The following is a 20,052-nucleotide window of genomic DNA, read 5'->3' as shown; positions in this document are numbered from 1 at the left end:
CACCTGCCACAGGGGGGAGGTCATCGGCCTCCCCCCAACTGCCAGTCAGCCGCGTCGCGGCACACCTTTCTGCCCAGCCTTGCGGTTGGGGGCCATACCGTTGGCCTGCAGCGTTTCTTCGATACTCTGGTACTGGACGCCAATGCGGTAAATCTCGCGGGCTTCTTTGCCGGTGGCGATTTCGCGACCCAGCTCATGAGCGATGCGCACGGTTTGTTTGATCTGCGCAACCGAGCCGAAACGATCGCCCTTGTGATCAATGATTGTGTCTTCATTGCCCACGCGCGGATGCATGCCCATGGCCATTGACATGGTATTGAACGGCAGCACGTTCTTGAGCAGCGACTCGGAGGTCAGGGTGCAGCCGTCCGGTGCGCGGTGGATGAAGTTGAAGAAGTTGAACGGATTAGGGCCGTCGAAACCGCCGCCGATACCGATCCAGGTCAGGTTCAACGGTCCCTTGTAGACGCCCCTGCGCACCAGGCGCTCAAGGGTTTCCATGGCGTGCATGCCGGTCAACTGGAAGTGCGGCTGAATACCGTTGTCCATCAGGCGCTTAAGGTGCTCGGCAACCCAGGCCGGGCCGGCCGGTACGGTCATTTCGCTGTAGGCAGCCTGGATCATCGGATTGGCCAGAGAAGTACCCTCGAGGTATTCGGGGTATAACAGCTCCATGATGTTCATCTGGGTAGTGTTGATCGCCACCGTCACCTGATCCGGTTTTGGCGTCAGCTCGGCCAGCATGTGGCGAGTATCGTCCGACAGCCACTTGGCCGCTTCACCATCGCTTTCCGGGGCGAAGGAAATCGAACCGCCAACCTGGATGATCATGTCGGGCACGGCTTCACGCACACCCGCGATCAACTCGTTGAACTTCGACAGGCGCTTGGAGCCTTTGCCGTCGAGTTCGCGCACATGCAGGTGCAGTACGGTGGCACCGGCCTCATAGCATTCGACCGCTTTCTGAACTTGCTCATCCATGGTCAGCGGGATGTCTTCGGGGAAGTCTTCGGGCATCCATTCCGGGCCATACGGGGCCACGGTGATGACCACTTTTTCCATGTTTTCCGGGTGCAGCGAATCGTCTAAGAATTGCATGGTTTACTCCTGTTCTTATGATTGTTCCGCCCACCCGGGATCGTGCCGGGCAGACGTTTTTACGAGTACGAATGCAGAAGGAGTCGATCAGTAGGTCTTGTCGCCGATGATCCCGGTACGCTCCATCTTGCGATGGCACGACGGGTAATCCATGACGGCGTAATGCTGGGTACTACGGTTGTCCCAGATGGCGATGCTGTTGGGCTTCCAACGCCAGCGCACTTGGTACTCGGGGATGTACGCCTGGCTAATCAGGTAGCGCAGCAACTCGCTCGCGCCCGGGTTGGCATCCTGGCCGAAGCGCACCCGCTCAGGGGTGTGGTAGTTACTCAAGTGGGTGGTAAAGGCGTTGACGAACAGCACCTTTTCCCCGGTATCAGGATGAGTGCGCACCACCGGGTGCTCGGCATCCGGGTACGTGGCCTTGAGTGCCAGACGCTTTTCGATAGGCATCGCGGCGCCAAAGCTCGCTTCGATACTGTGGCGGGCACGCAGGTCGGCAATTTTTACCTTCACGTCTTGCGGCAAGCGCGCGTAGGCCTCGACCATGTTGGTCCACATGGTGTCGCCGCCTACCGGAGGGCACTCCACGCAACGCAGTACACACCCCATCGGCGGTGCTTCGCGCCAGGTCGCGTCGGTGTGCCAGGAGTTTTCGTAGCGGTCCACTGGCTGGTCCGGACTCTTGTAGATGCGCACCAGCCCCGGATGGTCAGGATCGCTGCCGACCACCGGATGATCTTCCAGCTCACCGAAGCGCCGGGCGAAGGCCACATGCTCGGCACGCGTGATGTCCTGATCGCGCAGGAACACCACTCGGTGCTTGAGCAACTGGGCACGAATCTCGGCAAACAAACCGTCGTCATGCACCGCGTCGGCGAGGTTAACCCCAATCAGTTCGGCGCCAATATTGCAGGTCAATTGTTCGATTTTCATGGCTCGCGGCTCCTTAAATGACGAAAATCGACGAGCCCGTGGTCTTGCGTGATTCCAGGTCGCGATGGGCCTGTACGGCATCCTGCAAGGCGTAGTGCTGGTTAATCTCGATCTTGATCCGGCCGCTGCCGACGTGGTCGAACAACTCGTCAGCCAAGGCGGCTTTTTCCGCAGGATCGGCAATGTAGTCGGCCAGTGCCGGGCGGGTCAGGAACAGCGAGCCTTTCATCGCCAGCAGGACCGGATCAAACGCAGGGATCGGACCAGATGCCGTACCGACACACACCATCAGACCGCGGCGCTTGAGCGAATCCAGGGAACCCATAAAGGTATTCTTGCCGACACTGTCGAACACCACGTTAACGCCGACACCGTCGGTCAATTCACGTACGCGCTGGGCGACGTCTTCGTGGCTGTAGTTGATAACGTGGTCGCAACCATGGGCCAGGGCAATTTCACCTTTGACATCAGTGGACACGGTGCCAATAACGTTCAGGCCGAGCAGCTTGGCCCACTGTGAAACGATCAGCCCCACACCACCGGCAGCGGCGTGCAGCAGAATGCTGTCGCCGGGCTTGAAGTCGTAGATGCGGCGCATCAGGTACGACGACGTCAGGCCGCGCATGGTCATGGCCGCGGCGGTCTCGAAACTGATGGTTTCCGGAAGCTTGATCAACGGCGCGGCCGGGATCAGACGCTCGGTGCTGTAGGCACCCAATGTATTGAGAAAACCGGTGTAGGTGACGCGATCACCCACGCGTACGTTGGTAACTCCCTCGCCAATGGCTTGGACCACACCGGAAGCTTCAACTCCCATGCCATTGGGCATCGGGATCGGGTAAGTGCCATTGCGAAAGTAGGTGTCGGCATAATTCAGGCCAACCGCCACATGACGAAGACGAACTTGGCCTGGCCCAGGCTCGCCAACTTCGACCTCCTCATAACGGAGGACTTCGGGACCACCGGTTTCGTAGAAGCGTACGGCTTTGGCCATGTTTTCTTATTCTCCAGTCTGCAAGGTTTGCGTGCAGCGTCGATTTGCGCTGACTGGACTGTAGGACGCGGTCTGACGAGCCGCTTCTCATCAGACGACAATGGCTTTTCATTTCGTGACAGCTACCTGGGCTGGGGAATAGTCATGGGATTTTGTTTGGATATGACCAATCCCCGGAGGCAGCCCAGGCAGTTAGCGTTCCAAGGCCAGGTACAAGCCGATGACATCCCCGCGTTGCTCCTCGAGCTGCGGGTTGTTCGACAGTGTTAAGGGCCGTTGTTGGCGCTGACGCTGAACTGACCCATGTGCCGAAGCAGGACTGCCCCACCTCCAATCGGCACACGTCCAGCACAGACAATGCTTCGCAAGGAATCAGATTGGGTCAGTGATATCTCGGACATTGGATAAACGCGGCGTTGGCGCCAACAAATGTGGGGTTCATGGAACGCTTACAAAGCGGTCTGCCGCACGTCAGCGACTTTGTCGTGAGGGACAGGTTCTTCAAAGCTCATTTGAATGCGGCCGGGGTTCGCTATCGCGGGCCTGGCCAATGCCGGCATACCTACGCCAGTCAGTTGCTGACTACGAGGGTGGCCTCAATCGACTGGATCGCCGAGCAGATGGGCCATACAAGCGCGAACATGATCCGGCAGCACTACGGCACCTGGATCAACGAGGACGGACCGGACGTTGTTGGCATGCTGCAACACGCCCTGGGCTTGCAGCCACCTGGTGGTGACGAAGTCCCGTAAACCGGGGGTTGAACGCTGGCAATCCAGCAGCCTGTGTTCCCATGGATGTTCCCATATGGGCCTTTTTTGACCCCCTGAAAACACAAAACCCCTGAAAACTTTAACGTTTTCAGGGGTTTAGTCGTTTCAAATTTGGCGGTGAAGGAGAGATTCGAACTCTCGATACAATTTCTTGTATACACACTTTCCAGGCGTGCTCCTTAAGCCACTCGGACACTTCACCGTATCTCTTCAAACATGTTCTGTCTGTCGAGGCGCGCTAATGTAGTCGAAACCTTTTCTGATGGCAATTATTTTTTTCAGAATTTTCATGCGCTTAAGCCACTTGTCCGTTCGGGTGGGTGTGCTGGCAGGGCAAACCCGCCAATCTTCGGCCAGGGTAACGCCTCTATAGAGAAGGCAAGGCGCAGTGCTCGTGGCCGGCTACGCTTGGCGGGGGCGGATTGGCTGACTGGTCGGTCAGTCACGGCGCTTTACCTGGGCAGCGGCCATGGGTAACGTCTGCCCCACTTCAATACAAGGAATAGCGTCATGAGTGAGTTGATCTCCTACCACCTCGAAGACGGTATCGCGACCCTGACCTTGAGCAATGGCAAGGTCAATGCCATTTCGCCGGACGTGATTGCCGCGTTTAATGCAGCGCTGGATCAGGCCGTAGCGGATCGGGCAGTGGTCATCATCACTGGCCAGCCGGGCATTCTGTCGGGCGGCTATGACTTGAAGGTGATGACCGCGGGCCCTAAAGAAGCCGTGAGCCTGGTCACTGCCGGTTCTACCCTCGCCCGTCGCTTGCTGTCGCACCCTTACCCGGTGGTCGTCGCATGCCCGGGGCATGCCGTGGCCAAGGGCGCCTTCCTTCTGTTGTCGGCCGATTACCGTATCGGCGTCGAAGGCCCGTTCAGCATCGGCCTGAATGAAGTGCAGATCGGCATGACCATGCACCATGCCGGGATCGAACTGGCCCGTGATCGGCTGCGTAAGTCGGCATTCCACCGCTCGGTGATCAATGGTGAGATGTTTGACCCGCAAGGCGCGCTGGAGGCAGGCTTCCTCGACAAGGTCGTGGCGATCGAAGAGCTGCAAGGTGCGGCGCTGGCTGCCGCCCGTCAGTTGAAGAAGATCAACATGACGGCCCACAAGAACACCAAGCTCAAGGTGCGCAAGGGGCTACTGGATGCGCTGGACAGCGCCATCGTCCAGGATCAAGCCCACTTGGGTTAAGCGACAAGACGCGGTAACGAAGCGCCCGGCCAGCAGGCCGGGCTTTTTTTTGTGCGCAGGGTTTACAACCCTTCAACCGCTCTAGTCCGCGTCTGACACTGTCAGTCGGAAACATGCGCTTAAACATCGCCTATCTCCTACCTCTATAGCGGCAATTGCCGAAAACAGTGCACATCCGTACACTGCGCCACCTTTTGTCCCGGTGGGTCTGTAAATGCTGTTTGTGCTTCGTATGTTATTGATGGGTCTGCATTTTGCCGTGGCAGGCGTGCTGGGTGTGTTGCTTGGCCTGTGCCGCCCATTCAACCCGGACAACAGCCGCCTGTGTGCCCGTCTCTACGCTTGGCCTGCCATGTTTATCTTGCGTCTGCGGGTCAAGACCGATGTCGACTCGCTGGTGAACAAGACCCACAGCTGTGTCGTCATTGCCAACCATCAGTCCAACTACGATTTGTTTGTCCTGGGTAATGTGGTGCCCCGCCGTACGGTGTGCATTGGCAAGAAGAGCCTCAAATGGGTGCCACTGTTCGGGCAGTTGTTCTGGCTGGCGGGCAATGTGCTGATCGACCGGGGCAACGCACACAAGGCGCGTGAGTCGATGCTCAAGACCACCCACACCTTGCGCCACGAGGACACCTCGATCTGGGTGTTCCCCGAAGGCACGCGCAACCTGGGCAAGGAACTGCTGCCGTTCAAGAAAGGCGCGTTCCAGATGGCCATCGCCGCGGGCGTGCCCATCGTGCCGGTGTGTGTCAGCAACTACATCAATCACATGCGCCTGAATCGCTGGGACAGTGGCGAGATCCTGATCCGCTCATTGCCACCGATTCCGACTGCCGGGCTGACCCTGGATGATATGCCCAGGCTGATGGAACAATGCCGCGAGCAGATGCGCGCGTGTATCGACGCCATGGACCGCCAACTACAATCCCGCCCCGAGGCCTCGCTCCTACCCCGCCGGGCAGGCTAAGCTGCACGCTGCTGGTCACTGCCACCTTTGAAGAAGTGAAAAGGAATTATGGGTAGAGTCGTCGCGGCTGCGGTCTATAGCGCGGGTAAAAAAGTCAGTAACATCACCCTCGACGAAGGGGCCGCCTGGGCGCAAAAACCCGGGCACTTTGTCTGGATTGGCCTTGAGGAGCCGAATGCGCAAGAGCTGGCCAACCTGCAACGCCAGTTCGGCCTGCATGAACTGGCCATCGAAGACGCCCTGGAGAAGCACAGCCGCCCCAAGCTGGAAACCTTTGGCGACGCGCTGTTTATCGTCACCTACTCACCGGTCCGCCACGAAGGCAAGCTGGAGTTCATTGAAACCCACATCTTCGCGGGTAAGGGTTACATCATCACCTGCCGCAACGGTCACTCCGCGTCCTATGCCCATGTGCGTCAACGTTGTGAGGCGCGTCCGCTGTTGCTGGACCACGGCGAAGACTTCGTGCTGTATGCCCTGCTCGACTTCGTGATCGAAAACTACCAGCCCGTCGGCGAAGCGATCCACGCCGAGATCGATGAACTGGAACGCAACGTACTGTGCAACGCCATGGACGAGCGCGACATCCTTAACCTGCACGGCCTGCGCCGCGACGTGTTGCGCCTGCGCCGTTACGCCGCGCCCATGGTGGAGATCAGTGAGGAGCTGCAAAAGCTGAGCTTCCCATTTATCGACAAGAACATGCGCCCCTACTTTCGCGACGTGCAGATCCACGTCACGCGGCAGATGGAAGACCTCTCCACCCTGCGTGACATTGCCAGCCAAACCATCGAAATCGGCGTGTTGCTGGAGGCGTCACGACAAAGCGTGGTGCAACGCAAGTTCGCCGCCTGGGCCGCGATCCTCGCATTCCCGACTGCGGTAGCCGGGATCTATGGGATGAACTTCGAGAACATGCCGGAGCTGAAACTGCACTACGGCTACTTCGGCGTGCTGGCGCTTATCAGCGTGGGGTGTGTTGGGTTGTGGGCGAGCTTCAAGCGCTCGGGGTGGTTGTAGCCGCGCAGGCACACGGCTCACGTCATGGGGCATCCCATTGGCGCAGGCGACAATGCTTCATCGCGTTGACAAGCTGCTACGACGGCCAGGAGCGTGTGACCTCGGTGGATGTGACCTACAACTTCTAGGCCTCAACCCACACCCGCAGCACCCGGCTTCACGTCCGAGGCGATGCCCTTGAGCAGCGCTATTCAGGCTTGAAGCCGGGTTAGTCAGTTTGCGGTACGACCGGGTTGGCCCGACCTGGCGAGACCGGGCAATGACGCACTCACCTCAAGCGCCGATAACTCTGCACCGCCGCCCCCAGCACCACGGCGCCCGCCGCCAGTGCCAGCCAGAAACCACTGCGCGCACCGAAGGCATCCACCAGCCAGCCTGAACCCGCAGCCCCGATCGCCACGCCGATGCTCAGGCCGGTGACCAGCCAGGTCAGGCCTTCGGTGAGTTTGGCCGGGGGCACGATGCGTTCCACCAGGGCCATGGCGACGATCAGTGTCGGGGCAAAGAACAGGCCGGCAATGAACACGGTCAGGGCCAGGCCAAGGATGTTCGTGGCCAGCAACAACGGCAACGTGGTGATCGCCGTCGCGACCCCGCCGTAGAGGAACAGGCGTGGCAACGGCACATCGAATTTCAATGCGCCGAAGGCCAGGCCCGCCGCGCAAGAACCGATGGCATACACCGACAGCACGATGCTCGCCGCCGCCGGCTGGCCCTGCTGTTGGGCGAAGGCCACGCTGACCACGTCCACCACGCCGACGATGGTGCCCAGGGCGATCATCAGCAGGATCAACCAGCGCACTTCCAGCGAGGCAATGGCCGATCCCGCCTGCGTCGCGTCGTGGGGATGGATCGCCGGCTCGGTGCCGCGCTGCAGGGCAAACGCGGTCACGCCGATGGCCAGCGCCAGCAACGCCACCAACGGCCCGGCCTCGGGGAACACCACCACGCACAAGCCCACCGACAGCGGCGGGCCGACGATAAAGCACACCTCGTCCAGCACCGACTCCAGCGCGTAGGCGGTTTGCAGTTCGGGCTTGCCGCGATAGATCTCGGTCCAGCGCGCCCGCACCATTGCCGACATGCTCGGCATACAGCCGGCGAGCGCGGCGAACACAAACAGGGTCCACTGCGGCGCTTGCAAGCGGGTGCACAGCAACAGCAGCAACAGCGCCCCGCCGCCAACCAACGCCGCGATCGGCAGCACGCGGCCCTGACCGAAGCGGTCGACCATACGCGACACCTGCGGCGCGCAAAAGGCCGTGGCCAAGGCGAACGTCGCCGCCACCGAGCCGGCCAACCCATAGCCGCCGTGCAACTGCGAGAGCATGGTGATCAAGCCGATACCGGTCATGGAAATCGGCATCCGCGCAATCATTCCCGCCAACACAAAAGCGCGACTGCCGGGGGCGTTGAACAACGCCGAATAGGGGTTTGCCATGGAGGGTTCCAACACCTTGAACTGGGGGCATGCAACTTGCCATAAAAGCACACGGGGATGAGAGGTGCATATGTTACGTATGTGTAAACCCACCGACCGCCTAGGGGCAGGTGATGAAACCACCTGGTAGTTCTGACAGTAGGCAGGAGCCTGCGTTTGCGCCACAGTTGACCCCTGGTTTGAAGCGTGGAGCCCAACAATGGCTGACACCCTGATCCTGGTTGATCCCCAAGACCGCGAAATCGGCTCGGCCGACAAGCTGTATGCCCACCAGCAGGGCTTGCTGCACCGGGCATTCTCGATCTTCATCTTCGATAGCAATGCGCGCCTGCTGCTGCAACAACGTGCCCTGGGCAAATACCACTCGCAAGGCCTATGGACCAACACCTGCTGCGGCCATCCGCGACCCGGTGAGCGCACGCGTGCCGCCGCCAACCGCCGGCTGCGCGAAGAGATGGGACTGCGCTGCACCCTGACCCCCGTCAGTACCCTGCTCTACCACGAGCAGGTCTCCAACCAACTCATCGAGCATGAGTACGACCACGTGTACGCCGGCATCAGCCGCACGGCGCCGATCGCCAACCCCGAAGAAGCGCACGCCTGGCGCTGGCAGAACGTGTCTGGCCTTGGTCCCCTCATTGCGGCAAACCCAGACGCCTTCAGCGTCTGGTTTGTACAGATCTTCCAGCACGTCGGACCGTCTGGATTGCGTCACTGGAAAACACTCGCCCAACGTCATGGTTGAGCACCTCCAATCGAAACCTTGCACGTGATGGAGAGCATCATGAGCCATACAACTGATCCTGCCACTGCCGCCGCCACAACCGGGCTGAGCGTTCCTCCCCTGCACTGCCCCACCCCCGTGCGCATCGATGAGCCACTCGGACAACAGGTCGACAGCCTGCTGCTGCCCTGGATCGAACGCGTCGGTATCTTCGCCGGGCAACTGGAAAAAATTCGCGCCTCGCGGTTCGGGCGCTTCGCCATGCTCTGCCACCCGGACACCGATGAACCCGACCGGCTGCTGTTGTCGGCGCAATGCATCGCGGCGTTATTTGCGGTGGACGATTATTACTGCGACGACGACAGCCAAGGTTCCGTTCCCGAGCAGGTCGGCTCACGCCTCAGTGTGGCGCTCGCGGCCCTGGAGCCTGCGCACCTGACCGGTGAATACATTGCAGCGCTGGAGCGCGCCCTGGACGCCGACCCAGTACTGCGCGGCTTGCGTGCCTACATGGTGCGCGTCGCCCAGTTCGCCAGCCCCGCGCAGATCGCCAGGGTCCGGCACGAAATCATTGCCATGTTTGTAACCATGGGCGCCGAAGCATCCTGGCGCTTGAATCGCCAGACACCCAGCGTGTGGGAATACCTGGCCCATCGGCAGGTGAACAGCTTTCTACCGTGCATGTCCTTGATCGACATCGTCGGCGGCTACGAACTGCCCGCCAACCTCTACTGCGCCCCAATGGTTCGTCGGGTAACGACCCTGGCGGCCAGCGCCACCATCATCGCCAACGATTTGTATTCGATGCACAAGGAAGGCATGACGGTGCAGGTGGACTTCAACCTGCCCCAACTGCTAGTGGCTCACCAGCAGTGCTCGCTGGCCGAGGCCATGACGCGCACCGCGAGCATTCATGATGACGTCGTACGCGCCTACGAGGCCGCCGAACAGCGCGCACTGCCCGCAGCCACGCCGGAACTGGAACGCTTTTTGGGTGGATTAAAAGCCTGGGTCGCCGGCAGCCGAGAGTGGCACCAGCACAGTGGGCGCTATCAGGCCTGAAACGGCGGCCCTGCAGCACCCGCCCGGACTTGACCTCGTCCTTTACTCAAAGGGATCGACGTTATCCAGCGCCCGGTTCACCAGCAACCCGCTGAGCACCGCCAACTGCTGGATCGCCAGCGCCACATGACGACGCGAGCCTTCCAGCTCGAAGGCCAGGTCGCTGGCCAGTACGTTGAGCGAGGCCAGGGTTTCACTGGCGTAGGCCAGCAGGGTTTCGTTGTCCGACGGATTGACCGTGAACAGGTCGCCGGGATTGGGCTTGGGTGCGGTGGCTGGGGCGCCTTGCAGATGGAAGTCGAGCGCCCGCTCGGCGGCCTGGTGCAGCTTGCGGGAGTCGTGGCCTTCGTAGGGGGACACACTGGGGTCTTGCGGGGGGTTGGGGGTGACTTTGGGCATGGTAGAACTCCTGACTTGAATGAAGCTCACCAGCATCGTGACCAAACGATGGGTGGTGGGCGGTACGCAGGTTGGTCAACCGGGAAGTCAGGCACCCGGCGCACTCGAAAGTGCCCCGCGCACAGCCCACCGCGGAGCATAACGGCAAGTGCAGAAAAAAGCGCCGACATGCTGACGTTGGCGCTCGTGCGCCTGACATTGAACGGGTGACCAAACCCGGCCGCTGAATGGGCAGCGACCCACACAGGCTAGCCCTGCACTGCGCCCAACCACAACCTGAAAGCCGGGTGGGACATTTCCCAGCGAACACCGCATTTGTAGGCACAGGACCTACCCAACATCCACCCGCTGCAACCCAAAACCGGTGGCCGGCCAGCTCACACACTGCTTTCGCGAGCAGGCTCGCTCCCACGCTGATCGATAGCGAGCCCAGCGCCGGCGCGGTGCCCAGGGCCTACACAGCATAAACACACCCTCCCGCATCAACCCGTGCGGCCGACAAAAATACCCTGTTGCCAGCTTTCCTACAGCCTCATAAGATCTGGCCTGCAACGGGTACAGCGGAGCTGTGCAGCCACCACCCGAATTCAAGGAACCAGAATGACTCAACGCATCCACCGCCCCATCGACACCCCCTCGCGCAGCGGCCTGACCCGCGACCAGCTCTGGGAGGCCGACGACAAGGGCCTGATCAAGTGCTGGGAGATCGGCCGCGAACGGGCCGGAAAATTCCCCGAGCTTGCGCAGCGCTGCCTGGCCGGCGAACTGCCGGTGCTGGGCTGGAAGGGTGGCGTCAGCCGCAGCCTGAAGAAGCGCGACAAGTTCGGTTCCCTCAAGTACCTGGCCCAATGGCAGGGCCTGCGCGGCGAGGACCTGGATGTCGACCTGGGCCAGGAGCGCACCCTGACCTGCTCCCGAACCCAGATGTCGGTCATCTTCACCCCGGACCGCACCAAGTACTTCAACCAGAGCGCCGACGCAGAGGCTCAGGACTCCCAGGTGTGTTGACCCTGCGGCGCGCGGGAAAACCGCTCTCGGTACACCTGTGGCGTCACGCCCATGGCCCGCAGGAAGCTGCGGCGCAATGTCTCTTCGCTACCAAAGCCGCATTGCCCGGCAATGCGTTTGATCGCCAGCGACGTATCGCTCAACAGGCGGCGGGCGGTTTCGACGCGGATCAACTCGATGGCGCGCGCCGGGGTCTGGCCCGTCTCGGCGCGATAGTGGCGAATGAAGCTGCGCTCGCTCATGCCGGCTTGCTGGGCCAGGATCGCAATGCTCAGGTCCAGGGTGAGGTGTTCGGCAATCCAACCGTGCAGCGCGTCGAAACGCTGGCCTTGCTGCTGCAGGTCCAGCGTCACACTGAATTGCGACTGGCCACCGGGGCGCTTGAGAAACACCACCAGTTGCCGGGCGACTTCCAGGGCCATCGCCCGGCCTAGATCCGCCTCCACCAGCGCCAACGACAGGTCGATGCCGGCCGTGACCCCCGCCGAGGTCCAGACCGGACCGTCGTTGATGAAGATCGGGTTGGCTTCGACCCGCAATTGCGGGTGCTCGCGGGCCAACTGCTCGCAGCGCGTCCAGTGGGTGACCACCCGTCGACCGTCGAGCCAGCCGCTGGCCGCCAACACAAAGGCCCCGGTGCACACCGACGCAACACGCCGCGAGCGTGCGGCGTGCTGGCGAATCCAGCCTACCAGGGCCGGGGCTTCGGCCGCCGCATAGGCGCCCCAGCCGCCGGCAATGATCAGGGTGTCCGACGGTCCCACGGGCAGCGGCTCGGCCAACATGGCCAGGCCGGCCGAGGACATCACCGCCCCACCCCCTTCGGCAATCACCGTCGGCGCATAGGGCCGTGGCAGGCCGCGCTGGGCGGCGATGTCATTGGCCGAGGCAAACACTTGCAACGGCCCGGTGACGTCGAGCAACTGCACATTGGCGAAGGCCAGCACATGGATGGTTTTCGGCATGATTGGCGTGATTCGAGGGTTGATTGGCGTATGCGCCAAAGCCTACGGGCCTACAGTCAACCCGTCTACCCCCCAACCAGGAGAGCGCGTCATGACCTTGCAGATCGGTTTCTTGTTGTTTCCCCAGGTCCAGCAACTGGACCTGACCGGCCCTTACGATGTGTTGGCCTCGTTGCCGGACATGAAGGTGCACCTGATCTGGAAGGACGTGCTCCCCGTCACCTCAAGCACTGGCCTGGTGCTCACGCCGACGACGACCTTTGCAGACTGCCCGACCCTGGACGTGATCTGCGTGCCCGGTGGCAGTGGCGTCGGGCCGTTGATGGAGGATGCGCCGACCCTCGCCTTCCTCAAGCGTCAGGCGGTCACGGCGCGCTACGTCACCTCGGTGTGCACCGGCGCCCTGGTGCTGGGCGCCGCCGGCTTGCTCCAGGGCAAGCGCGCCACCACCCACTGGGCCTACCACGAACTGCTTACGCCGCTCGGCGCCATCGCGGTGCATGAGCGGGTGGTGCGCGACGGCAATCTGCTGACCGGGGGCGGCATCACCGCCGGCATCGATTTTGCCCTGGCCCTGGCGGCCGAGTTGTATGGCGACGAGGTGGCGCAGTTAGTGCAACTGCAACTCGAATACGCCCCCGCCCCACCGTTCAACGCGGGTGATCCACGCACCGCGCCCAAGGCGGTACTGGACCAAGCCCGGCAACGGACGGCCGATGCGTTGCAGCAGCGCATCCAGATCACCCTGCGCGCCGCCGCCCGCCTGGGCTGAACAGGTTTACGCGGCCACAAAAAAACCCGCCGAAGCGGGTTTTCAAGACCATGCCGACATCCTGTCGATGCGTTCCTTGCACATGGCCGGTCATCCGTGACCCTAAGCACGTCCTGTGCTCAGTTGGTAGGGCTAGGTTACCCATCGGATCCAATCTGTAACAGACGACATTCTTACCAGTTCGTGTAGGAAATTCGCCATAGCCACCCTTCCGAATTCCCTTAGCGTTGTCCGTTATCGATGGCCGACGCAGCCAGTTTCGCCACCGCGAGCTGCCCGGCAGCCGATTGCTGATGGCCGTCCTCCAGGAACCACGCCGCCGACAACCCGGCAAACGCCAGCACCCACAGCAGCAAACGCTGGCGCTCCAGCCCCGCGACATCCGCCACCAATCTCACCTGCCGGGTAAACCGTGCGGGGTCGGTGACGCTGGGCAAGTCCGGGTTGCAGATCAGGTTGGCGTAGTCGAACGTACGCTCGCCCATCACCCGCTTCGGATCGATCGCCAGCCAACCGCGTGGGCCGAAGTCGAGGATGTTGTTGTGGTGGATATCGCCGTGCAGCACTGCTTCGTCCCGAGGCGTGGACACCAGGTGCTCGGCCACGTGCTGGCAGTGTTCGAACATCCCGCCGTACAACCGGGCAGCCCGCGGCAGTGAGCGAAAACACGCGCGCATGTCCACCAACGGCGGCAGCGGTGCCGGGCGCGGCACGTGCAGCCGGGCCACGGCAGCACAGATGATTCGGCTGGCTTCGTCATCCTCACCGTGCATGGCCATGTGCAGCAACGAACGCGGGCCCTCGGCACGCTCCATCAACAAGGCATCGCCCGCGTGGGCGTAGACCTGGGCCGCACCGTCGCCGTCCCACCAGGTCATCAGTTGGTTGCCGATTTTTTCTTCGGCATCCAGTGCGATCTTCAACATCGCCGGCTTCGTCCCATGGCGCACCGGCAGCAGGCGGCTACCGGGGGTGATGATGGGCTCGCCGTCGGCGCGCAGGTTCCATTGCCTCACGTAGGGCTCAAACATATTCAGGGGTGGTTGCTCGATAGGGGGTTCATCCATCGGGGATGAGGAAGCTCTCGATGTTGCTCATTTGATCGTCCCAGCCCCGGCTGTTCATGCGAAAGGCCTTGAGCCGGCGCACCTCGGGGATCTTATCAAACCCCGACTCCACCACGGTGAGCAAGGTGCCGTCGGGCCTGTCTTGCAGCTCGAACACCACCAAGGTCGTGGGCTCTGTCGAGTAGTCCAACTGCGGATCGACGGCATACGGGTGCCAGCGAAACGCAAACACTCGCTCAGGTTCGACCCGCATCACCTCGACGTCCCAGAGCAGGTGCTCGTAGCCCGGATAGGTAATTTGCCCCTGGGTGCGCTGGCCCGCGACGAAGCGCTTGCCCGTCAGCTCCACGCCAAACCACTGGCCAAAGGCTTCGGCATTGGCCACCGCTCGCCACACGGTTGAGCGCGGGGCGTTGAGCAGGATTTTTCTTTCGATGCGATCGTGTGTGTGCATTGGGCACCTCCGTAAGTTGAACCCTAGGCGCGGATAGCGGAATGACCAATAGCCGGACGGTAAAAATCCTCGATTGTTTGTCAAAAAACATTACCCACCGGCATCGACAAATGCCCGGCCAACGGTGGTAACGTCCGCTTCTCGACCGCCCGTCAGCCCGCGCGAAGGATGCCCCATGCCCCCACTCCACGGCAGTTGCCTGTGCCAGGCCATTGGCTATGAACTCGACCAGCTCGACATGCCCATCAGCCACTGCCATTGCCACACCTGTCGCAAGGCGCACGGGGCCGCGTTCGCCTCGACGGCGGGAGTGATGCGCGAGCATTTTCGCTGGATCAAAGGCGCCGACCTGCTGTCCTCATTCCAATCCTCCCCCGGCAAGCGGCGGCACTTTTGCTCGCGCTGCGGCTCACAGCTGATGGCCGAGCGCCTGGCACAGCCCCATGTGATTGTGCGCGTGGCCACGCTGGATGATGACCCGGGCCTGCGCCCGCAGGCGCATATCTGGACCGCCCACGATGTGCCGTGGCTGGCCTACGCCGACGTGGAGGAATGGGACGAGTGGCCAACCTGAAGGTTGCACGCGCGGGGCGCCTGTTCTTCAATTGCCCACTCTGTTTCGATCGCTAGCGAGTCTTTGCATGTCTTTACGTTATTTATTGATCCTCGTCCCTCTGTTGCTGGCGTCCCAGGCCCACGCCGATGACTGCAGCAATGCCGCCGACCAGCGCACAATGAACGAGTGCGCGGCCAAGGACTACAAACACGCCGATGCCCAGCTCAATACGCTGTACAAGCAGATCAATCAGCGCTTGAACGACAACCCCGAGGGTAAGAAATCCCTGCTCATGGCGCAACGCGCGTGGCTGGGGTTTCGTGATGCCGAGTGTGGGTTCGCCGCCAGTGGCGTGAAGGGTGGCAGCGTGTATCCAATGATCTACAGCCAATGCCTGGCCGAGCTCACCACCAAGCGAGTCGAGGCCTTCAAGACTTACCTCGATTGCCAGGAAGGCGACCTGAGTTGCCCGGTGAGATAACGCACCACGACACAACGCCATCGCGCGCGAAGAGGCCAGCACATTCAACCTCCACATCGGAATCTGGAACGGGTGCAGCGGGTCGTTCCAGCGATGGCGTCCCGGCGACGGGTTCAATGTCACGACCACGGTTACACACTGAGACGAACATTGGCGTGCGCGCCTCGTATAGGATGTCGGCTATCCGCTTAACCGCTTCAGCTACGGGAACTGGACCATGCTCACCGCCCTGCTCTTCGACCTCGACGGCACCCTCACTGACACCGACGCCCTGCACATACTGGCCTTGCAGCAGTTGCTGCTGGAAGAAGAAGGCCGGACACTCACCCACGCCGAGTTCCAGGCCCACGTCAGCGGGCAGGCCAACGCCAACATGTGCCGCTACTTATTCCCCGAACGCTCAGTGGCCGAGCACGCGGCGTTTGCCGAGCGCAAGGAAGTGCGCTTTCGTGAGCTGTCACCGCACCTGACGCCGATTGCCGGGCTGCTGCGCTTGCTGGACTTTGCCCAGGCACAAAAAATCGGCATGGCCGTGGTGACGAATGCACCACGGGCCAATGCCGATCACATGTTGCAGGCCCTAGGCCTTGGGGAACGCTTCGAGCACGTGGTGGTGGCCGAGGAACTGCCCCGCGCCAAGCCCGACCCCCTGCCCTACCTCACCGGTCTTGAGCGATTGAATGCCGATAAAGACACAGCCCTGGCGTTCGAAGACTCGATTCCGGGCCTGACGGCAGCGGTGAACGCGGGGATCTTCAGCGTGGGCCTGGCGACCAGCCAATCGCGCGAGGCGTTGCTGGCAGCAGGTGCGCAGTTGGTGATCGAAGACTTCAATGACCCGCAGTTGTGGGCGGTAATTGATCGAATGCTGGGCCATTAGCGCCCCGAAAACCTGTAGGCGCTAGCTTGCTCGCGAAGAGGCCATCAGCTTAAGCATTGATGTTGCCTGGGAGGCCGCTTTCGCGAGCAGGCTCGCTCCCACGGGGAACACGCTTGGCTCAGGCTTTTTGGTTCTGCGCTGCCGCCCGCTTCTTTTCATCACAGTGGGTGAAGTAGCCCAGGATGACCCACACCCCGGCAGTGCTGATGACCACGCCCGCATACGGGGTGTCGGTCAGTAGCATCACCACCCAGGCGCCATACATCGCCGCGCCGGCCCACATCAGGTGCCGGCCCTTGATCCTTCTACGCCACGGCATGAAGCCTTCCTTGAGTGTTTGAAGCGCGCGAGTGTAAAGGATGGCACTGCGCCATTCGATAATTACTCTCATCTTCATTTTAAGCAAATGTCTCAACGGCTTACCCTAGCGCTGCCACACCTCGCCATTCACAAAGAACGCCTGCCCATTGTTCTCCAGGCTTTCCAGGTGGTAGCCGCCCTCCTGCACGATCAGGCAGCGTGCTCTGGCCTTTGCCGCCTGAAGAAGGGGTGGTGGATTTCGATATCCAACTGCTCTGGAACCGTGAGCAGAAGATGACTCAGGCCGAGACAGTGTTCCTCGACAGCATCCAGCACATGCTCAGTCTCCGTGAGCCTGTGCTGTGATGCCGTGATCGCTTATACGTGAGGATCGCCCGGGACTTTACTCGGCGTGGCGTACTGCGGCTTCAGGTGGCCGCTCTGATCCAGCAGCCAGGCATCCATGATCTGCCGCACCACAGGACCGGCGACACGACCACCGGCCTCCCCGTTCTCGATCATCACCGAGATCACAATCCGCGGGTGTTCGGCCGGGGCAAAACCGACGAACAAGGCGTTATCGCGGTTACGCTCGCGAGTCTTCAAGCGGTCATAACGCTCACCCTGCTTGATCGCCACCACTTGCGCGGTGCCACTCTTGCCCGCGATCCGATACTGCGCGCCGGCGGCGGCAGCCCGGGCGATGCCCCGCGGGTCGTGCATGACCATCTGCATGCCGTGGTTGACCTGCTCCCAGTCCCTTGGGTTTTTCAGCACGATGTTTGGCATTGGATGCTCGTCGAGCGGGGCCACACCATCGACCGTCTTGGCCAGGTGCGGGCGATTCCATACGCCTTTGTTGGCAATCAGTGCCGTTGCCTGTGCCAGTTGCAGCGGCGTGACCTGCATGTAGCCCTGGCCAATACCGAGGATCACCGTCTCACCGGGGAACCACGGCTGGCGACGGGTCGCACGCTTCCAGGCCTGGGACGGCATCAAGCCGGCAGACTCTTCGAACATGTCCAACGAGACCTTTTCGCCAAGGCCAAACATCGCCATGTAGTCGTGTAGGCGGTCGATACCCAGCTTGTGCGCCAGGTCGTAGAAATAGGTGTCGTTGGAACGCATGATCGCAGCGTCCATGTCGACCCAGCCGTCACCGCTGTGGTTCCAGTTGCGGTATTTGTGGTCGAAGTCCGGCAGTTGGTAGTAGCCCGGATCGAAGACCCGGGTTTGCGGCGTGACCACGCCCGTGTCCAGGCCAGCAATCGCCACTTCGGGCTTGATCGTCGAGCCTGGTGCATACAGCCCACGCAGCACGCGGTTGAACAGCGGGCGGTCGATGGAGTCATGCAACGCCGCGTATTGCTTGAAGCTGATGCCAGTGACAAACAGGTTCGGGTCAAAACTCGGCTTGCTGACCATGGCCAACACTTCGCCGGTAGCCGGATCAAGGGCGACCACCGAACCACGGCGATCGCCCAGGGCTGCTTCGGCGGCTTGCTGGAGTTTTACATCGAGGCTCAGGACGATGTTCTGACCGGGGATCGGATCGGTGTGCTTGAGTACGCGCAGCACCCGTCCTTGTGCATTGGTTTCGACTTCTTCATAGCCCACATGGCCATGCAACTGGGTCTCGTAGAATTTTTCGATGCCGGTTTTGCCTATCGATTGAGTACCCCGGTACTCCACCGAGTCCAACGTTTTGGACTCTTTTTCGTTAATGCGCCCGACGTAGCCAATCGAGTGGGCAAAGTGCGCGCCCAGTGGGTAGTGCCGCACGAATTGCGGCTCGACATCGAGTCCCGGCAGGCGGAACTCGTTGACCGCAAGTACAGCGATCTGCTGCTCCGTCAGCTCATAAAATAGCGTAACCGGCACGAAGGGATGGCGCGCCTGCTTCATCGCCTTGTCGAACACTGTGCGGTCTTCAGCGGGCAGGTGCAGCAGAGTGACGACCTCGTCCAACTCGCCCTTTACATCGGTTGCGCGCTCTCGGGTGATCGTCAGGTTGTAACTGGGTCGGTTGCCTGCGAGCAGGACGCCATTGCGGTCATAGATCAGGCCTCGCGTCGGCGTAATGGGCAGGACGTGGACCCGATTGTTTTCGGAGATGGTCGAGTGGTAGTCGAACTCGACCACCTGCAGGACATACATGCGCACCACCAGCGCACAACTGACGGCCGCGACGAACAGCGCACACGCCAAGAGGCGTCGGTTGACCAGGCGATGTTCTGTTTCGTGGTCCTTGATTGGGATCGGCTCGGGCATTTCTACGGCAACTCTTTGACTGGATTGGCCGCCATTCCCTGCGCGTGACATCAGTCCTTTAAAAAGAGCTGCACCATACCAAATGATGTCGAGCACTTCAGGGTAAATCCCCTGAACGGCAATCGGCGAAGATCATTTTTCGCAGGCAAAAACAAAACCCCAACTGCTTTCGCAATTGGGGTTTCGGAATTTAATCTTGACGATGACCTACTCTCACATGGGGAAACCCCACACTACCATCGGCGATGCATCGTTTCACTGCTGAGTTCGGGATGGGATCAGGTGGTTCCAATGCTCTATGGTCGTCAAGAAATTCGGGTACCGAATCGTGGCCAGCTGGCCGCGCTTCAGCAAATTGGGTACGTGATAGATTTCGGTGTTTTGTGAGAATCGAACTTTCGGTTCGTTTCGTCTTCACACACCGCAATCTGGTCTCTTTCGCTTTTCAGCTTGGAGCATGCAAATTGCTTGGGTGTTATATGGTCAAGCCTCACGGGCAATTAGTATTGGTTAGCTCAACGCCTCACAGCGCTTACACACCCAACCTATCAACGTCGTAGTCTTCGACGGCCCTTCAGGGGACTCAAGGTCCCAGTGAGATCTCATCTTGAGGCTAGTTTCCCGCTTAGATGCTTTCAGCGGTTATCTATTCCGAACATAGCTACCCGGCAATGCCACTGG

20 protein-coding genes, 1 tRNA gene, 2 rRNA genes and 2 pseudogenes are annotated in these 20,052 nt (G+C 61.1%); 12 read left to right on the top strand and 13 right to left on the bottom strand.

Features of this window, described 5'->3' with window-relative positions:
* Positions 1-45: 45 nt before the first annotated feature.
* The 3 genes from BMW74_RS22455 to BMW74_RS22445 all read right to left on the bottom strand — a co-directional run bounded on the left by BMW74_RS22455 (position 46) and on the right by BMW74_RS22445 (position 3,028).
* Positions 46-1,098 carry a beta-keto acid cleavage family enzyme gene (locus tag BMW74_RS22455; protein ID WP_093426324.1) on the bottom strand — a complete coding sequence of 351 codons (1,053 nt, stop codon included), beginning with the start codon at positions 1,096-1,098 and terminating at the stop codon, positions 46-48.
* Between the two features lie 87 nt (positions 1,099-1,185).
* The gene (locus BMW74_RS22450) at positions 1,186-2,034 is read right to left on the bottom strand and encodes a TauD/TfdA dioxygenase family protein (protein ID WP_093426323.1); all 849 of its coding nucleotides are present in this window, start codon (positions 2,032-2,034) and stop codon (positions 1,186-1,188) included.
* Between the two features lie 13 nt (positions 2,035-2,047).
* Positions 2,048-3,028, bottom strand: a complete 981-nt coding sequence (locus BMW74_RS22445; RefSeq protein WP_093426322.1) for a quinone oxidoreductase family protein — start codon at positions 3,026-3,028, stop codon at positions 2,048-2,050.
* 455 nt (positions 3,029-3,483) lie between these two features.
* On the opposite strand from BMW74_RS22445, the pseudogene BMW74_RS22440 reads away from it, so the two are divergent.
* Positions 3,484-3,780: pseudogene (locus BMW74_RS22440) on the top strand (site-specific integrase); the annotation flags it as partial.
* 133 nt (positions 3,781-3,913) lie between these two features.
* On the opposite strand, the gene BMW74_RS22435 reads toward BMW74_RS22440, so the two are convergent.
* Positions 3,914-4,003 (bottom strand) — tRNA-Ser (locus tag BMW74_RS22435).
* Positions 4,004-4,311: 308 nt separating this feature from the next.
* Here BMW74_RS22435 and BMW74_RS22430 point away from each other — a divergent pair.
* From BMW74_RS22430 to BMW74_RS22420, 3 genes are all read left to right on the top strand, one after another.
* Positions 4,312-5,001: a crotonase/enoyl-CoA hydratase family protein gene (locus BMW74_RS22430; RefSeq protein ID WP_093426321.1), complete on the top strand. Its 690-nt coding sequence runs from the start codon at positions 4,312-4,314 to the stop codon at positions 4,999-5,001.
* 214 nt (positions 5,002-5,215) lie between these two features.
* Entirely contained in the window at positions 5,216-5,971 is a 756-nt protein-coding gene (locus BMW74_RS22425; protein ID WP_093426320.1) for a lysophospholipid acyltransferase family protein, read from the top strand.
* Between the two features lie 48 nt (positions 5,972-6,019).
* Positions 6,020-6,991: a magnesium and cobalt transport protein CorA gene (locus BMW74_RS22420; RefSeq protein ID WP_093426319.1), complete on the top strand. Its 972-nt coding sequence runs from the start codon at positions 6,020-6,022 to the stop codon at positions 6,989-6,991.
* 268 nt (positions 6,992-7,259) lie between these two features.
* Here BMW74_RS22420 and BMW74_RS22415 read toward each other — a convergent pair whose 3' ends face one another.
* Positions 7,260-8,432 (bottom strand): MFS transporter, encoded by a 1,173-nt coding sequence (locus BMW74_RS22415; RefSeq protein WP_093426318.1) that lies wholly within the window; start codon positions 8,430-8,432, stop codon positions 7,260-7,262.
* Between the two features lie 199 nt (positions 8,433-8,631).
* Here BMW74_RS22415 and idi point away from each other — a divergent pair, with 199 nt between their 5' ends.
* Both idi and BMW74_RS22405 read left to right on the top strand, forming a co-directional pair.
* A complete protein-coding gene (gene idi, locus BMW74_RS22410) occupies positions 8,632-9,177 on the top strand; it encodes an isopentenyl-diphosphate Delta-isomerase (protein WP_093426317.1) in 546 nt (181 codons plus the stop codon).
* A 39-nt stretch (positions 9,178-9,216) separates the two neighbouring features.
* Entirely contained in the window at positions 9,217-10,218 is a 1,002-nt protein-coding gene (locus BMW74_RS22405) for a family 2 encapsulin nanocompartment cargo protein terpene cyclase (protein ID WP_093426316.1), read from the top strand.
* Positions 10,219-10,260: 42 nt separating this feature from the next.
* Here the strand turns inward: BMW74_RS22405 and BMW74_RS22400 are convergent, their stop codons facing one another.
* On the bottom strand, positions 10,261-10,617 hold the full coding sequence (locus tag BMW74_RS22400) for a DUF6124 family protein (RefSeq protein ID WP_093426315.1): 357 nt from the start codon (positions 10,615-10,617) through the stop codon (positions 10,261-10,263).
* 600 nt (positions 10,618-11,217) lie between these two features.
* On the opposite strand from BMW74_RS22400, the gene BMW74_RS22395 reads away from it, so the two are divergent.
* Entirely contained in the window at positions 11,218-11,625 is a 408-nt protein-coding gene (locus BMW74_RS22395) for a hypothetical protein (protein WP_093426314.1), read from the top strand.
* Here BMW74_RS22395 and BMW74_RS22390 read toward each other — a convergent pair.
* The gene (locus tag BMW74_RS22390; protein WP_093426313.1) at positions 11,604-12,590 is read right to left on the bottom strand and encodes a GlxA family transcriptional regulator; all 987 of its coding nucleotides are present in this window, start codon (positions 12,588-12,590) and stop codon (positions 11,604-11,606) included. The genes BMW74_RS22395 and BMW74_RS22390 overlap by 22 nt on opposite strands.
* Positions 12,591-12,681: 91 nt before the next feature.
* On the opposite strand from BMW74_RS22390, the gene inhA reads away from it, so the two are divergent.
* Positions 12,682-13,362, top strand: coding sequence for an isonitrile hydratase (gene inhA, locus BMW74_RS22385; protein ID WP_093426312.1), 681 nt, complete (start codon positions 12,682-12,684; stop codon positions 13,360-13,362).
* 221 nt (positions 13,363-13,583) lie between these two features.
* Here inhA and BMW74_RS22380 read toward each other — a convergent pair whose 3' ends face one another.
* Positions 13,584-14,393 (bottom strand): aminoglycoside phosphotransferase family protein, encoded by an 810-nt coding sequence (locus tag BMW74_RS22380; protein ID WP_093426354.1) that lies wholly within the window; start codon positions 14,391-14,393, stop codon positions 13,584-13,586.
* Between the two features lie 28 nt (positions 14,394-14,421).
* Positions 14,422-14,883: an SRPBCC family protein gene (locus BMW74_RS22375; RefSeq protein WP_093426311.1), complete on the bottom strand. Its 462-nt coding sequence runs from the start codon at positions 14,881-14,883 to the stop codon at positions 14,422-14,424.
* 175 nt (positions 14,884-15,058) lie between these two features.
* Here BMW74_RS22375 and BMW74_RS22370 point away from each other — a divergent pair, with 175 nt between their 5' ends.
* The 3 genes from BMW74_RS22370 (at position 15,059) to BMW74_RS22360 (ending at position 16,800) form a co-directional block, all read left to right on the top strand.
* Entirely contained in the window at positions 15,059-15,457 is a 399-nt protein-coding gene (locus tag BMW74_RS22370) for a GFA family protein (protein ID WP_093426310.1), read from the top strand.
* A gap of 67 nt (positions 15,458-15,524) precedes the next feature.
* Positions 15,525-15,920: a lysozyme inhibitor LprI family protein gene (locus BMW74_RS22365; protein WP_093426309.1), complete on the top strand. Its 396-nt coding sequence runs from the start codon at positions 15,525-15,527 to the stop codon at positions 15,918-15,920.
* Positions 15,921-16,137: 217 nt separating this feature from the next.
* Entirely contained in the window at positions 16,138-16,800 is a 663-nt protein-coding gene (locus BMW74_RS22360; RefSeq protein WP_093426308.1) for an HAD family hydrolase, read from the top strand.
* A gap of 118 nt (positions 16,801-16,918) precedes the next feature.
* Here the strand turns inward: BMW74_RS22360 and BMW74_RS25065 are convergent, their stop codons facing one another.
* On the bottom strand, positions 16,919-17,119 hold the full coding sequence (locus BMW74_RS25065) for a hypothetical protein (protein ID WP_139208453.1): 201 nt from the start codon (positions 17,117-17,119) through the stop codon (positions 16,919-16,921).
* A 200-nt stretch (positions 17,120-17,319) separates the two neighbouring features.
* On the opposite strand from BMW74_RS25065, the pseudogene BMW74_RS25060 reads away from it, so the two are divergent.
* A pseudogene (locus BMW74_RS25060) lies at positions 17,320-17,466 on the top strand (LysR family transcriptional regulator); the annotation flags it as partial.
* Positions 17,467-17,478: 12 nt separating this feature from the next.
* On the opposite strand, the gene mrdA reads toward BMW74_RS25060, so the two are convergent.
* From mrdA to BMW74_RS22345, 3 genes are all read right to left on the bottom strand, one after another.
* A complete protein-coding gene (mrdA, locus tag BMW74_RS22355) occupies positions 17,479-19,371 on the bottom strand; it encodes a penicillin-binding protein 2 (RefSeq protein ID WP_093426307.1) in 1,893 nt (630 codons plus the stop codon).
* A 194-nt stretch (positions 19,372-19,565) separates the two neighbouring features.
* A 5S ribosomal RNA gene (gene rrf, locus BMW74_RS22350) occupies positions 19,566-19,681 on the bottom strand.
* A gap of 169 nt (positions 19,682-19,850) precedes the next feature.
* Positions 19,851-20,052, bottom strand: a 23S ribosomal RNA gene (locus BMW74_RS22345); the annotation flags it as partial.

The sequence above is a fragment of the Pseudomonas sp. ok272 genome (genome assembly GCF_900109995.1).
GTDB lineage: Bacteria > Pseudomonadota > Gammaproteobacteria > Pseudomonadales > Pseudomonadaceae > Aquipseudomonas.
The sequence above is the reverse complement of the archived record's forward strand: the minus strand, read 5'-3'. Positions and strand labels throughout refer to the sequence as shown.